Origin of the sequence: Marinifilum sp. N1E240, from assembly GCF_009295825.1 — a bacterium.
GTDB classification, from domain to species: Bacteria; Bacteroidota; Bacteroidia; order Bacteroidales; family Marinifilaceae; genus Marinifilum_A; species Marinifilum_A sediminis.
Window position 1 is genome coordinate 274,396 of the sequence record NZ_WHKF01000001.1, and the last position, 20,188, is coordinate 294,583.

Below are 20,188 nucleotides of genomic sequence, written 5' to 3' on the forward strand. Positions count from 1 at the left end.
TTTTAGTTAAGTCAATAATAACAATTGACTTGTAAACCAATGATCAAATAATTGAAAAAATGAATCGTCCAAAACATACGGAATATAAAGTTCCAACACATATAAATGATTATCCAACCGGACCGCAATATGAAGCAGGTTTTCTTCCTGAATCCAATGCAGGTTGGAGAACATTTAAGCCAGTTGTAGATCATGATGCATGCGTGTATTGCTTGCGTTGCTATTTGCTTTGTCCTGATGGAACCATCATGAAAGACAATGGGCAAATCAAAATTGACATGGATTATTGCAAAGGCTGCGGTGTTTGTGCCCACGAATGCCCTAAGGATGCAATTGAAATGGTAAAAGAGTAGGGACATGCCATGGCGTGTCCGTTATTGATGAAAACACTTGAGTTTTCGACAAAAGCAAAACAAAATGAAAACAAATAAAATATTCATATCAGGTGACGAAGCAGTAGCTCAAGGTGTGAGATTATCTCGCCCTCATGTTGTTGCTGCTTACCCAATCACCCCACAAACTATCACCGTTGAGCGTTTATCAGAAATGGTAGAAGCTGGCGAGATGGATGGAGAATACATGCACGTGGAGTCGGAGCACTCTGCAATTTCAGCAACAATGGGAGCCAGTGCGGTTGGTGCTAGAACTTTTACAGCATCATCATCACAAGGATTATTATACATGGCGGAAGGTCTTCACTACTGTAGTGGTGGACGTTGGCCGGTTGTAATGATGAATGCGAACCGCTCGGTTGCACTGCCATGGAGTATCTATGGTGATCAGCGTGACTCATTATCTCTATTGGATTCAGGTTGGATTCAGGTATACGTTGAAGATGCACAGGAAGCATTGGATATGATCATTCAGGCATATAAAATTGCGGAGCACAAAGATGTATTGACTCCAATGATGGTGAATTTGGATGGTTTTATCCTAACTCACACTTATGAGTTGGTAGACATTCCAGAGCAGGAAATGGTAGATGAGTTCTTACCTTCTTTCCAAACACCTAATAAAATGTCGTTCGAGGAGCCAAAAAATTTAGGTTTCAGTTCTCGTCCTGATGATAACACAGAATTCAAATATCAGCAGAATGAAGCGATGTTCAATTCTATTGATGTGATCCACAAAACAGATGAGGATTTTGCTGATATGTTCGGTAGAAAATATCACGGTATGGTGGAAGAATACATGTGCGAGGATGCTGATGTTGTTTTGGTTGCTTTGGGTAGTGTTTGCGGTACCGTTCGTGTTGTGGTAGATAAAATGCGTGCAGAAGGTAAAAAAGTTGGATTGTTAAAAATCCGATACATGCGTCCATTCCCGGTTGAGGAAGTGAAAGACTTGGCAAAGCGAGTGAAGGCAATTGGTGTTATTGATAAAGATATCTCTTTCGGATACGAAGGAACAGTTTATACCAATGTAAACTCAGCCATTTCGCAGATTGACAAATATGTGTACAAGAGCAATTTCGTTGGCGGATTAGGTGGTCGCGATATCACCAAAGACGAAATTGAAGACATGTATAACAAGTTATTTGCAGGACTTGAAAACAAGAGTGAAGAGACAGTAGAATTTTTCAGCTTAAATGTAGAAGGCAATGACTAAAGTATTAGATATCCCAAAAGTGAATGCGAAAAACATGACAGAGAAGGAATTTTTCTATGGTCATAAAGCATGTGCCGGATGTGGTGGTAGTATCGCTGTTCGTTTGGCTTTAAAAGTATTGGGCGAGCGCACTTATACCGCTTTACCAGCAGGTTGTATGTCGGCAGTAGGATTCATTTATCCACAAATGGCATTCAATTCAAATGCAATTATTACAACTTTTCCAGGTTCGGCAAGTATGGCAGCAGGTATTGCAGCTGGAGCCAAAGCTTTGGGACAAAAAGATTTTAAAACTGTAGTGTTTGCTGGTGACGGTGGAACTGCTGATATCGGATTCCAGGCTTTATCAGGAATGATCGATCGTAACGATGATGTTTTGTATATCTGTTACGATAATGAAGCTTATATGAATACCGGTATTCAGAAGAGTGGTTTGACTCCTTACGGAACCAAGACTACGACTACGCCAGCAGGTAAAAATATCCCGGGAACGGTTACTCACAAGAAGAACTTGTTTGAGATTATTGCAGCTCATGATATCGCTTATGCTGCAACAGCTAGTATTGGTTATCCTCAGGATTTCTTGAATAAAGTAAACAAAGCGAAGCACATTAAAGGGGCAACTTTTATTCATGTGTATGCATCTTGTCCAACAGGATGGGGAACTCCAACTGAAACATCGGTAGAGATTGCGAAGGATGCTGTTGATGCAGGTTTGATTTTCCTTGCTGAATATGAGGATGGAGAGTATAGATTGAATCGTAATCCAAAGGAATTCAAATCGGTTACAGAATACCTGAAGAAACAAGGTCGTTTCAAGCACATGAGCGAAGCAGATATTGATTGCGTGATTGAAAATCGCGACAAGAAATGGTCTCGCATGCGTAAACAATGGTTATAAAAAATACCGTAGGGACACGCCACGGCGTGTCCTAAATAATATACCCAAACAACAAACAACAAACAATAAACAAAAACAATCATGATCAGCGATTTAAAAGGAACTTTTTCCCAAATCAGCAATAATAATAAACGATCAGCAATTCGTGAAATTTTGAAATTGACTCAAAACCCTGAGATCATTTCATTTGCCGGTGGACTGCCAGCTCCAGAATCATTTCCTGTAGATGCTTTGGATAGCATTGTTTCGGATATGTTGCGAGAAGAAGGTGCTGCAGTATTACAGTACGATGCAACCGAAGGGGTTACAGAGTTGAGAGAATTGCTTGTAAAAAAGTATCAGAACGAAGGTGTTCAATGTTCTTTGGATAATATGATTGTAACAACAGGATCTCAACAAGGTCTTGACCTGGTAGGTAAAGTTTTTGTGAATCAGGGTGATGTTGTGATTTGTGGTTTACCTTCGTACCTAGGCGGTATTAGTGCTTTTCAGGCTTATGGAGCTAAAATGGAAGGTGTGCCAATGGATGAGCAGGGAATGAGTGCTGAGCTATTGGAAGCGAAGTTGATTGAATTGGCTGAAGAAGGAATCAAACCAAAGTTCATTTATGTAATTCCAGATTTTCAAAATCCAACAGGTATTACCATGCCTGAATCTCGTCGATTAGAGATTATCGCATTGGCTCACAAATATGATGTGCTGATTGTTGAGGATTGTCCGTACAGAGAAGTACGTTTTGATGGTGAGCCTCAACGTATGATGTACGATTTGGATAATGATGATCATGTAATCACCTTGGGAACTTTCTCGAAGATTTTTGCTCCAGGATTCCGTATTGGATGGATTTTAGGTCCTAAAGATGTGAATGAAAAGATTGTTGTTGCCAAACAATCGGCTGATTTGTGTACGCCAACTTTTGTTCAGAAAATCGCCATTCGTTATATGAATTCAGGTGTTTTTGAATCGAACTTGCAAAAGACTATCGATTTATATCACCAGCGAAGAGATGTGATGTTGGCTGAGATGGAGAAGTGCATGCCTGATTGCGTGAAATGGACTCGTCCTGAAGGAGGAATGTTCCTATTCATCACCTTACCGGAACATATGGATGCATTGGAATTGTTCCACAAAGCAATTGAGAAGAAGGTGGCTTTCGTTACCGGAAATGTATTCTACTGCGATGGTGGTGGAACCAACACAATTCGCTTGAATTTCTCATACGTAAACAACGAAAAAGCAATCGCTGGTATTCAACGATTAGCTGAGATCATTGAAGCTGAAGTAATGGCAGAGGCTTAAAAATACATAGCTAAAGCAGGGGATAAAAGATATGTAAATCATTTAATTATTAATATGAATGTTTTTCATCCTTTGCCTCGGGTTTTAAACCGAGGATATTAAAAGAATAAAATTTATTGAGGGAGCGCGTACATGATTTTGCTTATGTATTCACTCCCTTTTGTTTTTTTTTGAGTAATTTTTCCAAAAATTTACCCAACCAATCATGAAGGAATTCTCAACAGCTTGTCCGCGTAACTGCTACAGTACTTGTAGTATTAAAGTACGATTAGAAGATGACAAAGTAATTGGAATTGATCCACATTCCGAAAATAGAGCAACACCTGAAGGTCCTTGTATTAAAGGTTTGGCTTATGTGGAGCGTGCCAATTCTAAGGATAGAATTTTGCATCCATTAAAGAGAATATCAGAAGGGAATTATGAGCGGATTTCCTGGGAGGAAGCTTTGGTTACAATTGTTGAAAAACTGAATTTCTGCAAGGAAAACTACGGTGTACATTCTGTTTTGTTCTTTGCAGCAAGCGGTATGTCGGGTTTATTGAATGGTGTTAGTTCAAACTTCTGGAAACTATTTGGTGGAGCAACCACGACTTACGGGAATCTTTGTTGGCCTGCGGGTTTGGAGGCAACACGTTTGACCTTAGGAGCAAACAAACACAATGCTCCCTGGGATTTGGAGAATGCAAAGCTGATATTGCTGTGGGGAAAGAATCCAGCTGAGACCAATATTCAGGAGATGATTCCTTTGGAAAAAGCACAGGAAAAAGGAGCAAAACTATTGGTGATTGACCCACGAAGAACACCTTCTAGTGAGCGAGCCAATTCTCTGTTTCAGATTAAATCGGGAACCGATGGAGCTCTGGCATTAGGTATTGCTCGAGAATTGATTCAAAATGATTGGATTGATAAGGAATATATAGAAAATTATGTAATCGGCTTTGAGCAATTCAAAGAGCGAGTTGAAGAGTACAGCTTAGATAAAGTATCAGATATTTGTAGAATTTCGGTTGATGCCATTAAAGATTTGGCTAAACAAATTGGAACAACCGATGGGATGACTTTGATTCCGGGATATGGTTTGCAACGATATGAAAATGGTGGACAGACCACACGTTGTATTCTTGCACTATCGGTGATTACAGGAAATATTGGGAAACCAGGTGCTTGTTTTCATTATGCAAATCTTCAAAGCTACGTGTTCGACGATTTGAAAGAGCCGGAATCTTATTTCCCGGGATGCGAACATCCAAGTTTCAGAAGAAAAATATCGGTTGCCAAACTGGGTGAAGATTTGTTGAATATTAAAGATCCGGAAGTAAAATTTATTTGGGTAGAGAGAGGAAATCCATTATCACAAAATCCAGATACCAATAAGATTAGAAAGGCGTTTCGAAAAGCAGATTTTAGAGTGGTTGTGGATCAGTTCATGACAGATACAACATTGGAAGCAGATATTATTCTACCAGCTAAGAATATGTTTGAGCAATCGGATATCATTGGTTCGTATTGGAATCCTTATGTACAGCTAAAGCAAAAAGTAATGGAACCTGCTGGTGAAGTTAAGCCTGAGACGGAGATCTATTATCTATTGGCAAAGAGAATGGGATTCACCAATGAGGAGATCAAAGATAACATACCCGAACCTACAGATGAGGCAATAGAAGAATACTTGAATGGATTTTTGAAAGATTTTCCAGAATTGAGTTTGGAGAAATTGAAACAAGGACCGAAACTGGCAAACTCATTTGAAGAAATTCCATTTTCAGATCATAAATTTCCTACATCATCAGGCAAAATAGAACTGTACAACGAACAAGCAAAAGAAATGTGGGGAGTTGATGCCTTACCGGATTATGTGCCATTGTCTGAGCAAAACGAGTTTTCTTTGCAGTTGATCTCACCCAATTCGAAGAACAGAATTCATTCACAGTTTGGGAATTTGAATGTGATTAAGCAATTTGAACCCGAAGCATATCTTTTTGTACATCCATTGGATGCTGAAGATAAAACAATGAAGAATGGTGAAAAAGTGGTGATTTACAATCATCAGGGAAGAGCTGAGGTAAAACTACAATACGATTTGGGATTGCGAAGAGGGAATGTAGTATTGACTAATGGTCATCAATCACATCTGGGAGCTGCGCCAAACTTGTTTACCAAAGGATGCGAAACAGATATGGGACACGGAACCGCCTTTCACAATACTTGGGTTGACATTAAAAAGCTGTAATCATGGAAAAGAACTCATTCATATTCAACACCAACAGATGCGTTGGCTGTAATGCTTGCGCAGCAGGTTGCAGCATTGAAAATGGTACTGATTTAATGATCAATTGGCGCGAGGTAAACACCGGAAACAAAATTAAACATCCAGGATTGCCAGTCTTTCATTTCTCATTGGCTTGTAATCATTGTGAGGATGCTCCTTGCATGAAACATTGCCCTGCTTTGGCTTACACTCGTGATGAAAAAACGGGAGCTATCATCCATCATGCCGAGGCTTGCATCGGATGCACCTATTGTACCTGGGCGTGTCCTTACGATGCACCAAAGTTTAATCCTGCAACGAATATTGTAGAGAAATGTAATTTTTGTGTCGATAGAATATCTGATGGGAAAAAGCCAGCTTGTGTTGAAGCCTGTCCGGTAGGAGCATTGGATTTTGGACAATTGATCTTGAGTGATCAGGATAGAGTTACACCCGGTTTTGTGGATATGGGAATCAAACCATCCATTCAATTGATTCCTTTACGGGAAGAAAATACTGCACCCAAAATTGAGAATACGGACCAGATAGATATTGATGAGAAAAAGATAGAGGAGTGGTCACCTAAGCCAAAAGATAAGGTAGCACTGGATAAAGAGTGGACATTAGTTTTGTTTACATTGGCAGTTGCCGGATTGGTAAGCTGGCAGGCGGCATATTTAATGGGAGCCATAGAAATGAAATTGATTCCTTTTGCCATAGTATCTGTTATATCCATTGCATTAACATCACTTCATATTGGAAAAAAGCTGCGAATGTGGCGATTCATTCTTAATCTAAAAGGCTCCTGGTTAAGTCGAGAAATATTTTCTTTTTCTGTTTTCCTAGGATGTACAGGGTTGCAGTTGATTACCGAAAATCAGCTATTTGGCTATGTAGCTTTGGCTTTTGGAATCTTTAGCTTGATCTCTGTTGATATGGTTTACAAATTATTGCAGCGAAAAGATGGTATTCCAGTGCATTCAGGAATGGTAAGTCTTACAGGAATTTTGTTTTTTGTTTGGCTGATCGAAGTCCCAATTGTTATCGAACTAATAATTATATTAAAAGGAAGTTTATACATTGCGAGGAAAGTATCATTACGACAATTAAGAGTGAACTATTTTCCTGCTCTTTCGTTGGTAAGAATCCTCTGTTTATTACTTCCATATATTTTATTGGATATGCAATGGGAATTGAGCTTGCCAATTTCCTTAGCAATTATATATGCAGGAGAATTAATCGATAGGGCAGAATTTTATTATGAATCGGATGTGATTACACCAGAGAAACAGTTACGAATTACGAATTAAAATTACGATTAATAAGGAGTACAGACGCAAGGCATTGCGTCTCTACCAAAAAATATTATCATGAAAAAAATAAACGCTAACCACACACCGCTTTACCGTGAAGCGGGATTCAACCTAAAAGATTCAATAACTGCAAAAGAAGCTTTTGCGGCAGAATTGGATCATCCGCACGAGCCAGAAAACTATATCTATTCTCGATACAGAAATCCAACCACAGTTGCAGTTGAGCAACAGATTATGGAATTGGAAGATTGCAAATGGGCTTTATTGGTAGAAACAGGTATGGCTGCTATCGATGTGGCAGTATCTGTTTTTCAGAAAGGAAAAGATACGCGACCATGGCTGTTCTTTCATGAGATATATGGTGGTACCAATTCGTTTATTGATACGGTTTTAATTAAGCGACGTAATTTGGATGTACACCGTTTTTATGCCAATGATGGTTTGTATGATTTCGAGGAGTTGGAACGCATGCTAAAGGAAATTCAACCTGAATTCCTGTATCTCGAAGCAGTTTCGAACCCAATGTTGATTGTAGCGGATGTAAAGCGCATAATGGAATTGGCAAAGAAATACGACTGTAAAATTATTGTTGACAATACATTCGGAACACCATATTTGTGGAAGCCATTGCTGGATGGTGCTGATTTGGTCATCCACTCTGCAACCAAATACATGAGCGGACATGGAAATATTACAGCAGGTGTAATTTGTGGTAACGATGAGGAATTGATGAAAGAAGCCATTGAGTATCGCAAATGGGCTGGTCATTTCTTGAGTCCTGATGATGCTTACCGTTTGGGATCACAATTAAAGAGTTTCGATTTGCGCTTTAAGCAGCATTGCGATAATGCATTGGCGCTTGCAGATTACCTTCAAGAGCATCCTAAAATTGATGAGGTATTGTATCCAGGTTTGGAATCTCATCCTACACGAAAAGAAGCTGTTGCTTTATTTGGCAACAAAGGCTTTGGCGGTATGGTCACTTTCGATATCAAAGGAGAATCGGATGAAGACAAACGTGAAAAATGCAATCGCTTTATAGCTGCCCTGGAAGAAACAATTCCACTAGTGCCAACACTTGGCGAAGTAGATACTATTCTGTTACCTGTAGAACCTGTTTGGGGAGCAAAATATCCACTACCAGGAACCATTCGTCTTTCGGTGGGAATTGAGAATATTGAAAAATTAAAAGGGTGGATTGGAAATGCTTTGGAGGAAATGTAAAATAGTAGGGTCACGACATTTCGTGACCCTACAGAATATTATTTATGAACAGACACACCATGGCATGTCCCTACATTTATTGCAATGCATCGGTATCGTTCATTCTATCGATTAAGGTTTGTGGTAACTTCTTTTTTACTTTGGCACCCAGTTCTCTAATGTTTTCAGCTCTACGTACCAAGTTTCCACTGCCATCATACAGTTTTTTCATGGCATCCTGATAGCTATTTTTCGAAGTATCCATTTGTTTGCCTAGTTTTATCATATCTTCAACAAAACCAACAAATTTGTCATATAGCAATCCTCCTTGTTTGGCAATTTCCAATACATTTCGGTTCTGATGTTCCTGCTTCCAAATAGATGCAATGGTTCGTAGAGTTGCCAACAAAGTAGAAGGACTCACAATTACAATCTTGTTGTCCCAGGCATATCCAAATAATTCCTGATCGTATTGCACCGCCATAGCAAAAGATGATTCGATAGGCATGAACATTAAAACAAAATCAGGAGAATTCAATGCATCCGAACTTTGATAATGTTTCTCTGCCAACTCTTTCACATGTGCTTTCATCGAGATGATATGTTCTTTCTGAAATTTCTCAGCATCGGCTTCTCCATTCGCATTTACAAATCGTTCGTAAGCAATCAAAGAAACCTTTGAATCAACAATTACATGCTTCTCTTCTGGTAGGCGGATGATTACATCAGGACGAATGGTTTGCCCTTCGCTGTTTTGCATTACCACTTCACGATCGTACTCTTCTCCTTTGGTTAAACCCGAACGTTCTAAAATACGTTCCAGAACAACTTCACCCCAGTTTCCTTGTTTTTTCACATCACCTTTTAAAGCTTTGGTTAGGTTATTGGCTTCGTCGCTGATTTTAGAATTTAAATCGTAAAGCTTTTTCACCTCTTCTTTTAAGCTGATTTTATCACGTAGCTCACGATCGTAAGTTTCCTCCACTTTCTTCTCGAATGACTGCAGTTTTTCCTTAATCGGTCCCATGATATCACTCATGTTTTTCTGATTTGAGGTGGTAAACTCTTTGGTATTTTCCTTTAAGATTTTTGTGGCGATATTTTCAAATTCGGTAGTGAATTTTTTCTGAAGTTCTTCTAGTTCCTGTTTTTGATTTTCTAAACGTTCTTCCAGATTTTTACGCTCGGTGGCTGATATGGAAACCGAACGAGTCAACTTTTCATTCTTTTCTCTCTCGAAAATAAGCACATCATTTAAATCAACCTTCTCTCGTTGAAGATTTATGGTTCTCTCTTCTAAAACAGATTGTTTGTGCGATAGCTCACTTTTTTCTTTGATAAAGGTGTTTTCTTGTTTCAACAACTCTTCACGTTTCAAAGTAGCTTGTTGGTTTACCTTTTTTCTCATAACCAACCATCCAATAATGAAGCCTTTAAGAATTCCTATTCCGATATATAAATATTCCATTGATTTTTCTTTAACCACAAAGGATAACGAAGTAACATAAAGTATAATGTCTTTTAAGCTTACTTGTTGTGTTTTGTGTTTGTTAATATCTAAAAATAAGATTTTATAAAACTTATTTCTTCGTGATACTTTGTGAAAACCTTTTATTATACTTAGTAGTTAATTTTAGGTTTTTCAAATTCTTTCAATTCCATTTTCTCACCATCAAATACCGCATAGGTAAAGTGAGTAACCCAATCACCAGTATTAATGTATCTGCTATTTCCATTCAAATCGATATTGCAGGGCCAATGTCGATGACCAAATACAAAATAATCGAAATGCTCTTTCGCCAATTCATCCTTTGCAAAAAGAACCAACCATTCTTTGTCTTCACCGCGGTAATCGTCAGCCTCTATTTTTCCATCTCTCAATCTGCTGTGACCAGACCATTTGTGAGCCAGCCAAATAGAAAAATTGGGATGGATACGAGCAAATGACCATTGTAGAAAAGGACTGGTGAAAATTTTCTTCAAAAGTTTGTAATTTTTGTCAAAAGGTCCCAAGCCATCGCCATGCCCAAGGAAAAATTTCTTTCCATTGATCTCTTTTTTTACGATATCTCTATGAACGATGACACCAATCTCCGTAGGAAGATAATCAAATACCCAAATGTCGTGATTTCCAGTAAAAAAATGTACCGGAATTCCTGAGTCTGTAATTTCGGCAATTTTGCCTAAAACACGAGTAAAACCTCTTGGAACAGCTCGTTTGTATTCGAACCAGAAATCAAAAATATCACCCATCAGGTAAATTTCACTTGCATCTTTTTTAACCAAATCAAGCCATTTTACAAACAACTTTTCGCGTTCACTATTGTTTTTTAATGCAGGCGCTCCTAAATGTACATCGGATGCAAAATATATTTTTTTATTGTCGTTCATTTTATTGGTACAAATGATTACTTACATAAAGATCTCATTCTTTTCTAAAAGAGAAAAATGAGATCCTTATTAAATGATGTCGTTGAATTTATTTTACGTACTCAGCAACTTTCTCTTCCAATCTACTACCTAAAAGATCTTTTCCTACTATTTCTCCTCTTTGATCGATTAAATAGTTTGCAGGAACTCTTTGTATGTTATAAAGACGGACTGCCGAAGAACTTGCTGTTTCCGGATCACAAACATTTATCCAGTTCAACTGATCTTCCTGAATTGCTTTCTTCCACAATTTCTCATCATCATCAACCGAAACCTGGTAAATTGTTAATCCTTTGTTTTTATATTTTTTATAAATTTTCTTTAAAGTTTCATTTTGTTTTCTTGATACTGCATCTTGTGAAGCCCAGTAACTTAAAATAATGAATTTTCCTTTCAATGAGCTTAGCTTTCTATTTTTACCATTTGTATCTGGGAGATTAATTTCAGGGAAATCACTGCCTTTTTCCTGAATTAATTGCTGAACTTTAATATTGTCCATGCGTTTTTGTAATTCCTTAAGATTGGCTAAAATAGCTTTGGTATACTCATGTTCAGGATAAAGTGCTTTCATCGAAGAGGCAACAATTCTTACAAACTGAATGTCTTTGTTTTCGTTTAGAGTAAAAGTGTTCTTGTCAATCTTCTGATATAAAGCCATATAACTCGATAGTGATGTGGCATTTTTCATGATAAAATCAATAGAGAACTCTCTTTGTTCTTGTAGAGCTTTTACGTAATCAGCTACTAAATTTTGCGATACAGTAGAGAAATCTGCATCATTTTTCTTCTCTTCCATTTCTTTACGAATAGAAGCTAATTTTTCCTTGGTATCGTTTAATTTATCGTTGATCTCTTTTACTAATTTAGATCCCTTCGAACCTTCAACGATATATTTTTTACCCATATCTTCACTACTACTGTGTAGTAATATGGTTTCATTTGCTTCAGCAAGAAGTGTGATCAATTTGCCATTTGAAAGGCGCAATAAATAAAATTCAGGCTTTGTATTTTCAACTTTAAATTTAAAATTCCCTTCATCATCAAGAGTTACCGAGTCAAGTACTTGAGTGCTACCAATATTTAATTTATCCAGATATAAAATTTTACCATCGGCATTATCTATTTTACCTTCAAATTTAACGGTGTCTTTCTGATTGCAGGCCCAAAACAAAAGTAGGGGAAGGGCAAATAATAGTTTTCTCATTCTATGATTAGTTTGCGTTATTAAGCTTTATTGTTCTCAGTTTTATTCTAAAATAGTCGTAATGTCTTTGTTATCAGATGTGATTTTAACGAATATTTAAAATTTGAATTATTGCAATTGAATACACATTAAGTATTCTAGAATAGCGAGGCGGAAATTTACTAATAATTTCCTGTTTTATCATTATGAACTTATTGGCATGGATAATTTTGTTTGGAAACTCAGGCATCATTTCGTAGAACTGAAAATGGCAATTATCAGAATGTTCCCGAAATTTTCATATTTTTGCCACGAAAGATAGCTGGTAGAATAACATTACCGAACTGGAAATTAATATTCTTTGTCTTGATTTGGTACAGTTGCTTTCTATTCAAATTAAATATCAGGAATGAAAATATATACGGATCTTAAAGATTTCTCTGCCCTTAACCCTGTAGTTACTATTGGTACTTTTGATGGTGTTCATTTGGGACATCGTAAGGTAATTCGTCGCCTGCAAGAATTGGCTCATAAAGTAAAAGGAGAAACCGTAATCTTCACTTTTTATCCTCACCCAAGATTGGTTTTAAGTGAGGAGAATAATGGGCTTCGTTTGATTAATACATTAGAGGAGAAGAAAGTTTTATTGGAAGCAGCAGGAATTGATCATTTGGTAATCTATCCGTTTACTAAAGAATTTTCAAAATTATCTTACGTTGAGTTTGTTGAGCAGATATTGGTAAAACAATTAGGTATGAAATATCTGGTTGTGGGCTATGATCATAGATTTGGTCACAACAGAGAGGGAAAATACGAAGATTTAAAGGTATTTGCCGATCAGTTGAATTTTAAGATTGAACGCCAGGATGTGTTGAATATGGATGCGATAAATGTAAGTTCAACCAAGGTTCGCAAAGCAATTTCTGAAGGTGATATCAAAACTGCCAATAAATATTTGGGCTATCGATTTTTTATCAAAGGTGATGTAATTGATGGTAAGAAATTAGGTCATAAAATTGGATTTCCTACAGCAAATATCGACCCCCAGGAAAGCTACAAACTAGTTCCTAAAGATGGTGTTTACGCTGTTAAGGTTGATGTGGATGATAAAAGGTATTTAGGAATGTTAAATATTGGAGTTCGTCCTACAGTTAACAATCAATTGGATAATCGTTCAATTGAAGTGCATATTTTGGATTTCGATCAGGACATTTACTACAGGAACATTACCATTCATTTTTACCAACGCATTAGAAACGAGCAATTCTTTAATTCCATTGATGAATTAAAAGCGCAATTGTCAAAAGATAAGGATGCGGTGCTTGAATTATTGGGATAAAAAATAACCCCGAAGAAGATTCTCCGGGGCTCTTTTTTATGATTCAAATTTAATTTTTATTAGCTGCAATTGGAGCGTTTTGTTGATGATTTGAACTTATTTCATCATTTTTTGCTTCTGGTTTTGAATTAGATTCGTTAATAAGTTTATGTGGAATTCTCATTCCATAGAAAGATCGATATACAAAGAATAAGCCTATAATCAAGAATAATGTTCCAATGTAAGGTGCAATATTTGTTGCCCCTGTTTTATCAGCTTTAACAATTAATTCTATGGCAATTTCTGCAGCTAACAATCCAAATAAGGTCGAGAATTTAATAATTGGATTTAACGCAACGGAAGTAGTATCCTTGTATGGGTCACCAACTGTATCTCCAATAATTGTAGCATCGTGAAGAGGCGTGTTTTTCTCTTTTAAATCTACCTCAACTACTTTTTTGGCATTATCCCAAGCACCACCGGCATTTGCCATATACATTGCCTGGAACAGACCAAAAATTGCAATTGAAATTAGGTAGGCAACAAAGAAGTTAGGGCTGAAGAATGCGAATGCCAAAGTTAAACTTAGAATTACGGCAAAAATATTCCACATTCCTGTTTGGGCATACTGTGTACAAATTTTCACTACATTTTTAGAATCCTCAATATCGGCTTCAGTTTTATCTAAATTGATATTTTTCTTGATGTATTCAACCGCACGATAAGCTCCTGTAGTAACTGCTTGCATAGATGCACCGGAGAACCAGAAAATTACTGCACCACCTGTAATTAAACCTAGAATAACAGAAGGATCGGTTAATTGAATTTGTAATAATGATTCTCCTGTAGAAAGAACAGTTCCTTTCAAAAGTAAGATAATGGCGAAAATCATGGTTGTAGCACCAATTACGGCAGTACCAATTAATACAGGCTTAGCCGTAGCTTTAAATGTGTTACCGGCAGAATCATTTTCTTCCAAATTGTGCTTACCAGTTTCAAAATTAGGCTCGAAACCAAAGTCTTTGTTAATTTCTTCTTTAATATTTGGAATTTTTTCGATTTGCGATAATTCAAAAACAGATTGTGCGTTATCGGTTACCGGACCATAACTATCAACAGCAATGGTTACAGGTCCCATACCTAAGAAACCAAAGGCAACCAAACCAAAGGCAAAAATTCCCGGATACTCACCAAAAATTGCAATATCTTGAACGGTGTAGAATGCAATAGCCATTAAAGCCATCATAACCATTCCTTTCCAGAAAGCAGAAAAGTTACCAGCTACCATACCTGAGAGTATAGTAAGAGATGCTCCACCTTCACGAGAAGCAGTTACAACTTCCTGTACATGGCGTGAACCCGAACTGGTAAAAGCTTTGGTTAATTCAGGAATAACAGCTGCTGCGAGTGTACCACAAGAAATAATAGTAGATAATTTCCACCACAATCCTTCCGGAAGATCAGAAATCAGTACATAACTTAAAGCATATGTAACTACAATTGAAATAATTGATGTAATCCATACCAAAGCAGTTAAAGGAGCTTCAAAATTGAATTTATCTAGTTTGCTGTATTTAGCTTTTGCGATAGCTTGATTAACCAGATATGCAAATACCGATGTGAATATCATTAAGACACGCATGGCAAAAATCCATACAATTAAAGTAGATGCAAAACCAACATTTGGCATTAAACCAGTTTCACCAAACATCAAAATAATGAAAGTAATTAAGGCAACACCGGTTACACCATAGGTTTCAAAACCATCAGCCGTAGGTCCAACACTATCACCAGCATTATCACCAGTACAGTCGGCAATTACACCCGGATTACGAGGATCATCTTCACCAATTTTAAAGACAATTTTCATTAAATCGGCTCCAATATCAGCAATCTTTGTAAAGATACCACCAGCAATTCTTAATGCTGATGCACCCAATGATTCTCCAATTGCAAATCCAACAAAACATGCTCCGGCACTTTCACCAGGAATGAAAAGAAGGATGGCAATCATCATGATTAATTCTACACAAATTAAAAGAAGACCAACACTCATACCTGCCTGTAAAGGAATAGACATTACATCGAAAGGTTTCTTCTTAAGTGCAGCAAATGAAGTACGACTGTTTGCGTAAGTATTAATTCTGATTCCAAACCAGGCCACACCATAGGATCCTAGTATACCAAGTACTGTCCAAAGAAGAATCAGCATGGTTTTAGGTACTGATACATGTGCCAATGCTATAAAGTAATAGGCTATGGCAACACCTATAATAACGAAAAGAATAATCAAAAATTTTCCTTGCTGTAGCAAGTAGGTTTTACAGGTTTCGTAAATAATATTTGAAACCTTGGCCATTGAGTGATGTACTGGAAGTTTTTTGATACGATTGAATTGTATCATACCAAATAACAGTCCTAATGCAATTACAATGATGCCGTAAAATAGCAAGTCCCAGCCATTTATTCCGAACAAACCTTCAAAAATACTTTGTTTAAGATCCGGAACAACTAAATCGGCTTCACTTGCAAAACTTGTGAAGGGAGCCAATAATACCCCGAACACTAGTAGTAATAATGTTTTTTTCATAGGATAAAAATTAATTTGAATAGGTGAATTTCCTTTCAAATTATACATTATTGTTTACCGTGTCAAGGTTTTTTAACTATAAAATCTTAAAAAGTAAAATTTTGTGGATTTTGATTGTATCCTGATTTTGTTATATTTAAGGTGTGAAAATTAGTTCTTTACGAAAAGGACTGATTTTTTTATGTCTTAAAATTAGTTATAAATACGAAGAGTATTGCTGGAAGACGAATAGCTAGTAGAAAATTCTTTTAGAGGATATCTTGCTACAGAACCTTCGAATGGATATCCACCATCGAGAAGATTGAATTTACTATTACATATTGGGCATTCAGCAAAAGTTCCATCCAACTCAACATGAGCTTCATCTTCTATATCGTGTGAACATGTAGCATCGAAGGCAGAAAATCCATTATTTACTTTTACTACAATTACTCCATGTCCAAGATATCCAACGCTACTTCCATTTATGGTTTCAAAGTAAATGGCATTACCCACAGAACCCAATTCGCTATAATAATCTAAATAAATAGTAGCATTTATATAGGTATTGGGAATAATTTCATCTTCTTCAGAATTGGAACTACATGAACAAAAAAGAGAGCTTAAAGTAAGTAAAAGAAAAAAATATAGTAAATTTGATTTGTTGACATTCATAGTTTAAAGTTTTGCGATTATAACGAGTATACATGAGATTTAGTATTTCGTTGCGGTAAAACTAGAAATAAAAATCACATTATTAGTATACTCATGGACGAAGGTTGGGGAAATATAATTTATCTGTTATTACTAGCACTTTTTGGTGTGTTTGGAGCACTTAAGAAGAAGAAACCTGTGGCTGTAAGTCCACCTGATGAAGAGGAATATGAACAGCCAATTCAGCCAGTAAGACCAAAACAATCTGAAGATAATAGTTTCGATTCTGTTTTTGAAGCCTTGTTGGGACAGGAAATTCCAAAACCTTATGAACAGACTTATGATGAAATAGAAGAGTTACCTATTAAAGAAGAAATTGTTGAAACAACTCCTGAAGTAAAGGAAGTGAGTATTGAGTATTCGGATCAACCTAAGAAAAGTGTTTTTGATGATTTGAGAAAGAATTATGAAGAAGAAGATGAGGCTGAGGAAGCTGAAGAAGTAGATTGGCGCCAAGCAATTATTTACAAGGAAATTTTAGATAGAAAGTATCAATAGTATAATTTTTTTGTACTTTTATAAGTCCCAGTTAAACACTATTTGAGAAAGGGCTTATTGATATAATTAATATATTTGCGCCTTGAAGAGTTCCGTATTATCGGGATTCTTTTTGTTTTTATAGATTCTTAAAGATCTGGGTATTAAAAAATCAAGAAAAAATAAATAGGAGGATATTATGTCTGGTTATTCTTATATAACAGCAGAAGGTTTAAAAAAATTAAGAGAAGAGCTTGAACAATTAGAGACGATTGAACGTCCTAAAATTTCAAAGCAAATCGGAGAAGCAATTGATAAGGGAGATTTATCAGAAAATGCTGAGTACGATGCAGCAAAAGAAGCTCAAGGATTATTGGAAGCTAAAATTGCACAGTTGAGAGGCGTGGTTGCCAATAGTCGTGTAATTGATGAAACTAAAATTGATACATCAAAAGTTCAGATGATGAACAAGGTTACCATTAAAAATCAAAAGAATGGTGCTGTGATGACATATACATTGGTTTCTGAATCAGAGGCAGATTTCAAAAAAGGAAAATTGTCTATCAACACACCAATTGCTAAAGGTTTAATTGGCAAAAAAGTTGGTGATGTTGTAGAAATTCAGGTTCCAAATGGAATTATTCCTTTCGAGATTGTTGAGATTTCTATTTAATCAACTATTGTAAAAAGATTCAAAACAAAAGATATGGCTTCAATTTTCACAAAAATAATTCAAGGAGATATTCCTTGCCATAAAATTGCAGAAACCGACAAATATTTTGCTTTTTTGGATATAAGCCCATTGGCAAAAGGACATACCTTAGTTGTTCCAAAGCAGGAGGTTGATTATATTTTCGATTTGGAAGATGATGTATTAAGCGGATTAAATTTGTTTGCCAAGAAAATTGCCAAAGCAGTCGAAAAAAGTGTAGAATGCAAGAGAATTGGTATAGCAGTTATCGGATTAGAAGTTCCTCATACACACATTCACTTGGTTCCAATTAATAATATTAGTGATTTGAATTTTGCCAATCCAAAATTGAGTTTTTCTCAGGAAGAAATGGCTGAAGTTGCTGAAGCAATACGTAAAAATTTAGAGTAAGATTATTCTTTATATAAATCAAGCCGCTAATTTTTAGCGGCTTTTTTATTTTTTAAATTTAACTCTTTACTCTTCCTGGGTTTTTCTTTACAAAATCAGACCAGGAAGATGATTTCCCTTTGGCAATAGGATTATTACTTTGGAAAAAGTGACACATGGCAATTGCGATAGCATCCGATTCATCAGGGTTTTGAGGAAATTCTTTCATTTTAAAATAGCGCTGCAGAATAACTGCCAGCTGTTCTTTCGATGCGGTTCCTGTACCAGTAATTGCCAACTTAATTTTTTTAGGAGCATATTCAAAAATGGGAATATTACGTTGCAGTGCAGCGGCAATTGCCACTCCTTGTGCGCGTCCTAGTTTTAACATCGATTGAACGTTTTTACCAAAAAATTGAGATTCAATTGCCAATTCATCCGGTTTATACTCATCGATAACCTGTAAGGTTCGTTGAAAAATTTTTTGCAGTTTAATGTATGGATCTGTGATTTTTTTTAAATCCAGAACACCTGAAACCAGAATTTCAGGCTTTTTATTTACAACTCGAATTAAACCGTATCCCATTAAATTGGTTCCCGGATCAATTCCCATAATAATTCTGTCGTTACTCAATTGAATTGTTTTTTTGTGCGAATTTTTGCAAGATAATTCCAACTATTATTAGAACCAATCCTGCAAGAGTACTAAGATAGATAGATTCTCGGAGAATTAGATTAATAAATAGAAGAGAGGCAAATGGACTTAAAAATACCAAATTGCCAATTTTATCAGTTGAACTTGTCAGTTTCATGGCGTTAAGCCAAAGAACATAAGCAATTCCACACTCAACAATGCCAATATATATTGCAGCTAACATGTGATTTCCCGATGGCAATTTAAATTCCGAAAAGAAAAGAATGGTGAAAGCAATGTATGTAAATCCAAAAATGAAATTCAGAAAAAGTTTTTCATTGGCTTCTCTTTTATCTCTGACATTGTAAATCCAGTATAAGGCCCAAAAAATGGAACTTCCAAGAGCCATAAGAACACCAATGGTATCTGGAGTTTCTATTGATGAAATAGAACCTTTATTGGCAATTACAAGCACTCCCGAAAAACTTATGAAAATGCAGAAAATACTCTTTAAGCTTATTTTTTGTTTTAGAAGTGGAATAGATAAGAGAACCAAGGTAATTGGCCAGATGTAATTTAAGCTCATGGCAAATTGAGCAGGCAAAATGTCATAAGCTTTTAATAATATCAGATAATAAAGGAAAGGATTTAGGAATCCAAGAATCGATGATCGTAAATATTCCATCTTTGTTACTGCTAAACTATTTTTCAGTTTGCCAGTAAATCCTAGTAATAATGCTAAAAATAAAATCGCCGTCCCTGATGATATCAGTAACAAATGAAGAAAATCCATGCCTGCAAGGGCAATTTTAAATGCCGAGGCAACTGTCGACCAGCAAAAAATTGCCAATAGAGCGTAGATGTATGCTTTCTTCTGTTTTTTCAATATTTAAATTTCTTTTAATACAGATGAAAAACTTACTACTTGATTTTGAAATCGAGCATTAAATACTGCCTTAGTTCTTGGTTCAAAACTGCTACGATATTTTTCCATTTGTTCCTGTGTTTTAAAGAACAATTGCAGAGAATAGGTTTGCCCACCATCTTCTTGAGCGACCATTACTTTGCAGAAATAATGATTACTGAAAGTACCGGTTTCTTCCAATAATGGAATAAATTTGGATTTCATCCAATTGATGAATGTTACTTCGAGTTCTGGTTCGAATAGATAGCTTGTGTTGTATATTATCATGGCTGTAATTTTAAAATT

Annotated in this window: 19 protein-coding genes; 11 read left to right on the top strand and 8 right to left on the bottom strand. The window is 36.2% G+C overall.

Going from position 1 to position 20,188, the window contains the following annotated elements; all coding sequences use genetic code 11:
- Positions 1-59: 59 nt before the first annotated feature.
- From GCQ56_RS01120 to GCQ56_RS01150, 7 genes are all read left to right on the top strand, one after another.
- Positions 60-353 carry a 4Fe-4S binding protein gene (locus GCQ56_RS01120; protein WP_152732552.1) on the top strand — a complete coding sequence of 98 codons (294 nt, stop codon included), beginning with the start codon at positions 60-62 and terminating at the stop codon, positions 351-353.
- A 64-nt stretch (positions 354-417) separates the two neighbouring features.
- On the top strand, positions 418-1,608 hold the full coding sequence (locus GCQ56_RS01125) for a transketolase C-terminal domain-containing protein (RefSeq protein ID WP_152732553.1): 1,191 nt from the start codon (positions 418-420) through the stop codon (positions 1,606-1,608).
- Positions 1,601-2,509, top strand: a complete 909-nt coding sequence (locus tag GCQ56_RS01130) for a thiamine pyrophosphate-dependent enzyme (RefSeq protein ID WP_152732554.1) — start codon at positions 1,601-1,603, stop codon at positions 2,507-2,509. Before GCQ56_RS01125 ends, GCQ56_RS01130 begins: the two co-directional genes overlap by 8 nt.
- An 81-nt stretch (positions 2,510-2,590) precedes the next feature.
- Positions 2,591-3,808 (top strand): PLP-dependent aminotransferase family protein, encoded by a 1,218-nt coding sequence (locus tag GCQ56_RS01135; RefSeq protein ID WP_152732555.1) that lies wholly within the window; start codon positions 2,591-2,593, stop codon positions 3,806-3,808.
- A gap of 205 nt (positions 3,809-4,013) precedes the next feature.
- The gene (locus GCQ56_RS01140) at positions 4,014-6,038 is read left to right on the top strand and encodes a molybdopterin-dependent oxidoreductase (RefSeq protein ID WP_152732556.1); all 2,025 of its coding nucleotides are present in this window, start codon (positions 4,014-4,016) and stop codon (positions 6,036-6,038) included.
- A gap of 2 nt (positions 6,039-6,040) precedes the next feature.
- Positions 6,041-7,366, top strand: a complete 1,326-nt coding sequence (locus tag GCQ56_RS01145; protein WP_152732557.1) for a 4Fe-4S dicluster domain-containing protein — start codon at positions 6,041-6,043, stop codon at positions 7,364-7,366.
- A 60-nt stretch (positions 7,367-7,426) separates the two neighbouring features.
- Positions 7,427-8,593 (top strand): PLP-dependent aspartate aminotransferase family protein, encoded by a 1,167-nt coding sequence (locus tag GCQ56_RS01150; protein ID WP_152732558.1) that lies wholly within the window; start codon positions 7,427-7,429, stop codon positions 8,591-8,593.
- Between the two features lie 76 nt (positions 8,594-8,669).
- Here the strand turns inward: GCQ56_RS01150 and rmuC are convergent, their stop codons facing one another.
- The 3 genes from rmuC to GCQ56_RS01165 form a co-directional block, all read right to left on the bottom strand.
- Positions 8,670-10,040, bottom strand: a complete 1,371-nt coding sequence (gene rmuC / locus GCQ56_RS01155) for a DNA recombination protein RmuC (RefSeq protein ID WP_152732559.1) — start codon at positions 10,038-10,040, stop codon at positions 8,670-8,672.
- Between the two features lie 152 nt (positions 10,041-10,192).
- Positions 10,193-10,963: a UDP-2,3-diacylglucosamine diphosphatase gene (locus GCQ56_RS01160; RefSeq protein ID WP_152732560.1), complete on the bottom strand. Its 771-nt coding sequence runs from the start codon at positions 10,961-10,963 to the stop codon at positions 10,193-10,195.
- Positions 10,964-11,051: 88 nt separating this feature from the next.
- Positions 11,052-12,206, bottom strand: coding sequence for a TlpA disulfide reductase family protein (locus tag GCQ56_RS01165; RefSeq protein WP_152732561.1), 1,155 nt, complete (start codon positions 12,204-12,206; stop codon positions 11,052-11,054).
- A gap of 388 nt (positions 12,207-12,594) precedes the next feature.
- Here GCQ56_RS01165 and GCQ56_RS01170 point away from each other — a divergent pair, with 388 nt between their 5' ends.
- On the top strand, positions 12,595-13,524 hold the full coding sequence (locus tag GCQ56_RS01170; RefSeq protein WP_152732562.1) for a bifunctional riboflavin kinase/FAD synthetase: 930 nt from the start codon (positions 12,595-12,597) through the stop codon (positions 13,522-13,524).
- Positions 13,525-13,573: 49 nt separating this feature from the next.
- On the opposite strand, the gene GCQ56_RS01175 is transcribed toward GCQ56_RS01170, so the two are convergent.
- Positions 13,574-16,093 (bottom strand): sodium-translocating pyrophosphatase, encoded by a 2,520-nt coding sequence (locus GCQ56_RS01175; protein ID WP_152732563.1) that lies wholly within the window; start codon positions 16,091-16,093, stop codon positions 13,574-13,576.
- Positions 16,094-16,285: 192 nt separating this feature from the next.
- Positions 16,286-16,747, bottom strand: coding sequence for a hypothetical protein (locus tag GCQ56_RS01180; protein ID WP_152732564.1), 462 nt, complete (start codon positions 16,745-16,747; stop codon positions 16,286-16,288).
- A 93-nt stretch (positions 16,748-16,840) separates the two neighbouring features.
- On the opposite strand from GCQ56_RS01180, the gene GCQ56_RS01185 reads away from it, so the two are divergent.
- The 3 genes from GCQ56_RS01185 (at position 16,841) to GCQ56_RS01195 (ending at position 18,365) form a co-directional block, all read left to right on the top strand.
- Positions 16,841-17,284 carry a hypothetical protein gene (locus GCQ56_RS01185; RefSeq protein ID WP_152732565.1) on the top strand — a complete coding sequence of 148 codons (444 nt, stop codon included), beginning with the start codon at positions 16,841-16,843 and terminating at the stop codon, positions 17,282-17,284.
- Positions 17,285-17,462: 178 nt separating this feature from the next.
- Positions 17,463-17,936: a transcription elongation factor GreA gene (gene greA, locus GCQ56_RS01190; RefSeq protein ID WP_152732566.1), complete on the top strand. Its 474-nt coding sequence runs from the start codon at positions 17,463-17,465 to the stop codon at positions 17,934-17,936.
- 33 nt (positions 17,937-17,969) lie between these two features.
- Positions 17,970-18,365, top strand: a complete 396-nt coding sequence (locus GCQ56_RS01195; RefSeq protein WP_152732567.1) for an HIT family protein — start codon at positions 17,970-17,972, stop codon at positions 18,363-18,365.
- Between the two features lie 58 nt (positions 18,366-18,423).
- On the opposite strand, the gene ruvC is transcribed toward GCQ56_RS01195, so the two are convergent.
- The 3 genes from ruvC to GCQ56_RS01210 are packed head-to-tail and all read right to left on the bottom strand — an operon-like array spanning position 18,424 to position 20,170.
- Positions 18,424-18,978 (bottom strand): crossover junction endodeoxyribonuclease RuvC, encoded by a 555-nt coding sequence (gene ruvC, locus GCQ56_RS01200; protein WP_193323688.1) that lies wholly within the window; start codon positions 18,976-18,978, stop codon positions 18,424-18,426.
- Positions 18,971-19,864 (bottom strand): DMT family transporter, encoded by an 894-nt coding sequence (locus GCQ56_RS01205; RefSeq protein ID WP_152732568.1) that lies wholly within the window; start codon positions 19,862-19,864, stop codon positions 18,971-18,973. The genes ruvC and GCQ56_RS01205 overlap by 8 nt, the downstream gene beginning before the upstream one ends.
- 3 nt (positions 19,865-19,867) lie before the next feature.
- Entirely contained in the window at positions 19,868-20,170 is a 303-nt protein-coding gene (locus tag GCQ56_RS01210) for a DUF4286 family protein (protein WP_152732569.1), read from the bottom strand.
- Positions 20,171-20,188 lie beyond the last annotated feature (18 nt).

Excerpts from the sequence above, each read along its gene's own strand:
- GCQ56_RS01145 (WP_152732557.1), top strand. The coding sequence starts at position 6,041 with ATGGAAAAGAACTCATTCATATTCAACACCAACAGATGCGTTGGCTGT.
- GCQ56_RS01130 (WP_152732554.1), top strand. The coding sequence starts at position 1,601 with ATGACTAAAGTATTAGATATCCCAAAAGTGAATGCGAAAAACATGACA.
- GCQ56_RS01150 (WP_152732558.1), top strand. The coding sequence starts at position 7,427 with ATGAAAAAAATAAACGCTAACCACACACCGCTTTACCGTGAAGCGGGA.
- GCQ56_RS01140 (WP_152732556.1), top strand. The coding sequence starts at position 4,014 with ATGAAGGAATTCTCAACAGCTTGTCCGCGTAACTGCTACAGTACTTGT.
- GCQ56_RS01160 (WP_152732560.1), bottom strand. The coding sequence starts at position 10,963 with ATGAACGACAATAAAAAAATATATTTTGCATCCGATGTACATTTAGGA.
- GCQ56_RS01125 (WP_152732553.1), top strand. The coding sequence starts at position 418 with ATGAAAACAAATAAAATATTCATATCAGGTGACGAAGCAGTAGCTCAA.
- GCQ56_RS01175 (WP_152732563.1), bottom strand. The coding sequence starts at position 16,093 with ATGAAAAAAACATTATTACTACTAGTGTTCGGGGTATTATTGGCTCCC.
- GCQ56_RS01210 (WP_152732569.1), bottom strand. The coding sequence starts at position 20,170 with ATGATAATATACAACACAAGCTATCTATTCGAACCAGAACTCGAAGTA.
- GCQ56_RS01135 (WP_152732555.1), top strand. The coding sequence starts at position 2,591 with ATGATCAGCGATTTAAAAGGAACTTTTTCCCAAATCAGCAATAATAAT.
- GCQ56_RS01165 (WP_152732561.1), bottom strand. The coding sequence starts at position 12,206 with ATGAGAAAACTATTATTTGCCCTTCCCCTACTTTTGTTTTGGGCCTGC.
- GCQ56_RS01195 (WP_152732567.1), top strand. The coding sequence starts at position 17,970 with ATGGCTTCAATTTTCACAAAAATAATTCAAGGAGATATTCCTTGCCAT.
- greA (WP_152732566.1), top strand. The coding sequence starts at position 17,463 with ATGTCTGGTTATTCTTATATAACAGCAGAAGGTTTAAAAAAATTAAGA.
- GCQ56_RS01185 (WP_152732565.1), top strand. The coding sequence starts at position 16,841 with ATGGACGAAGGTTGGGGAAATATAATTTATCTGTTATTACTAGCACTT.
- rmuC (WP_152732559.1), bottom strand. The coding sequence starts at position 10,040 with ATGGAATATTTATATATCGGAATAGGAATTCTTAAAGGCTTCATTATT.
- GCQ56_RS01180 (WP_152732564.1), bottom strand. The coding sequence starts at position 16,747 with ATGAATGTCAACAAATCAAATTTACTATATTTTTTTCTTTTACTTACT.
- GCQ56_RS01120 (WP_152732552.1), top strand. The coding sequence starts at position 60 with ATGAATCGTCCAAAACATACGGAATATAAAGTTCCAACACATATAAAT.
- GCQ56_RS01170 (WP_152732562.1), top strand. The coding sequence starts at position 12,595 with ATGAAAATATATACGGATCTTAAAGATTTCTCTGCCCTTAACCCTGTA.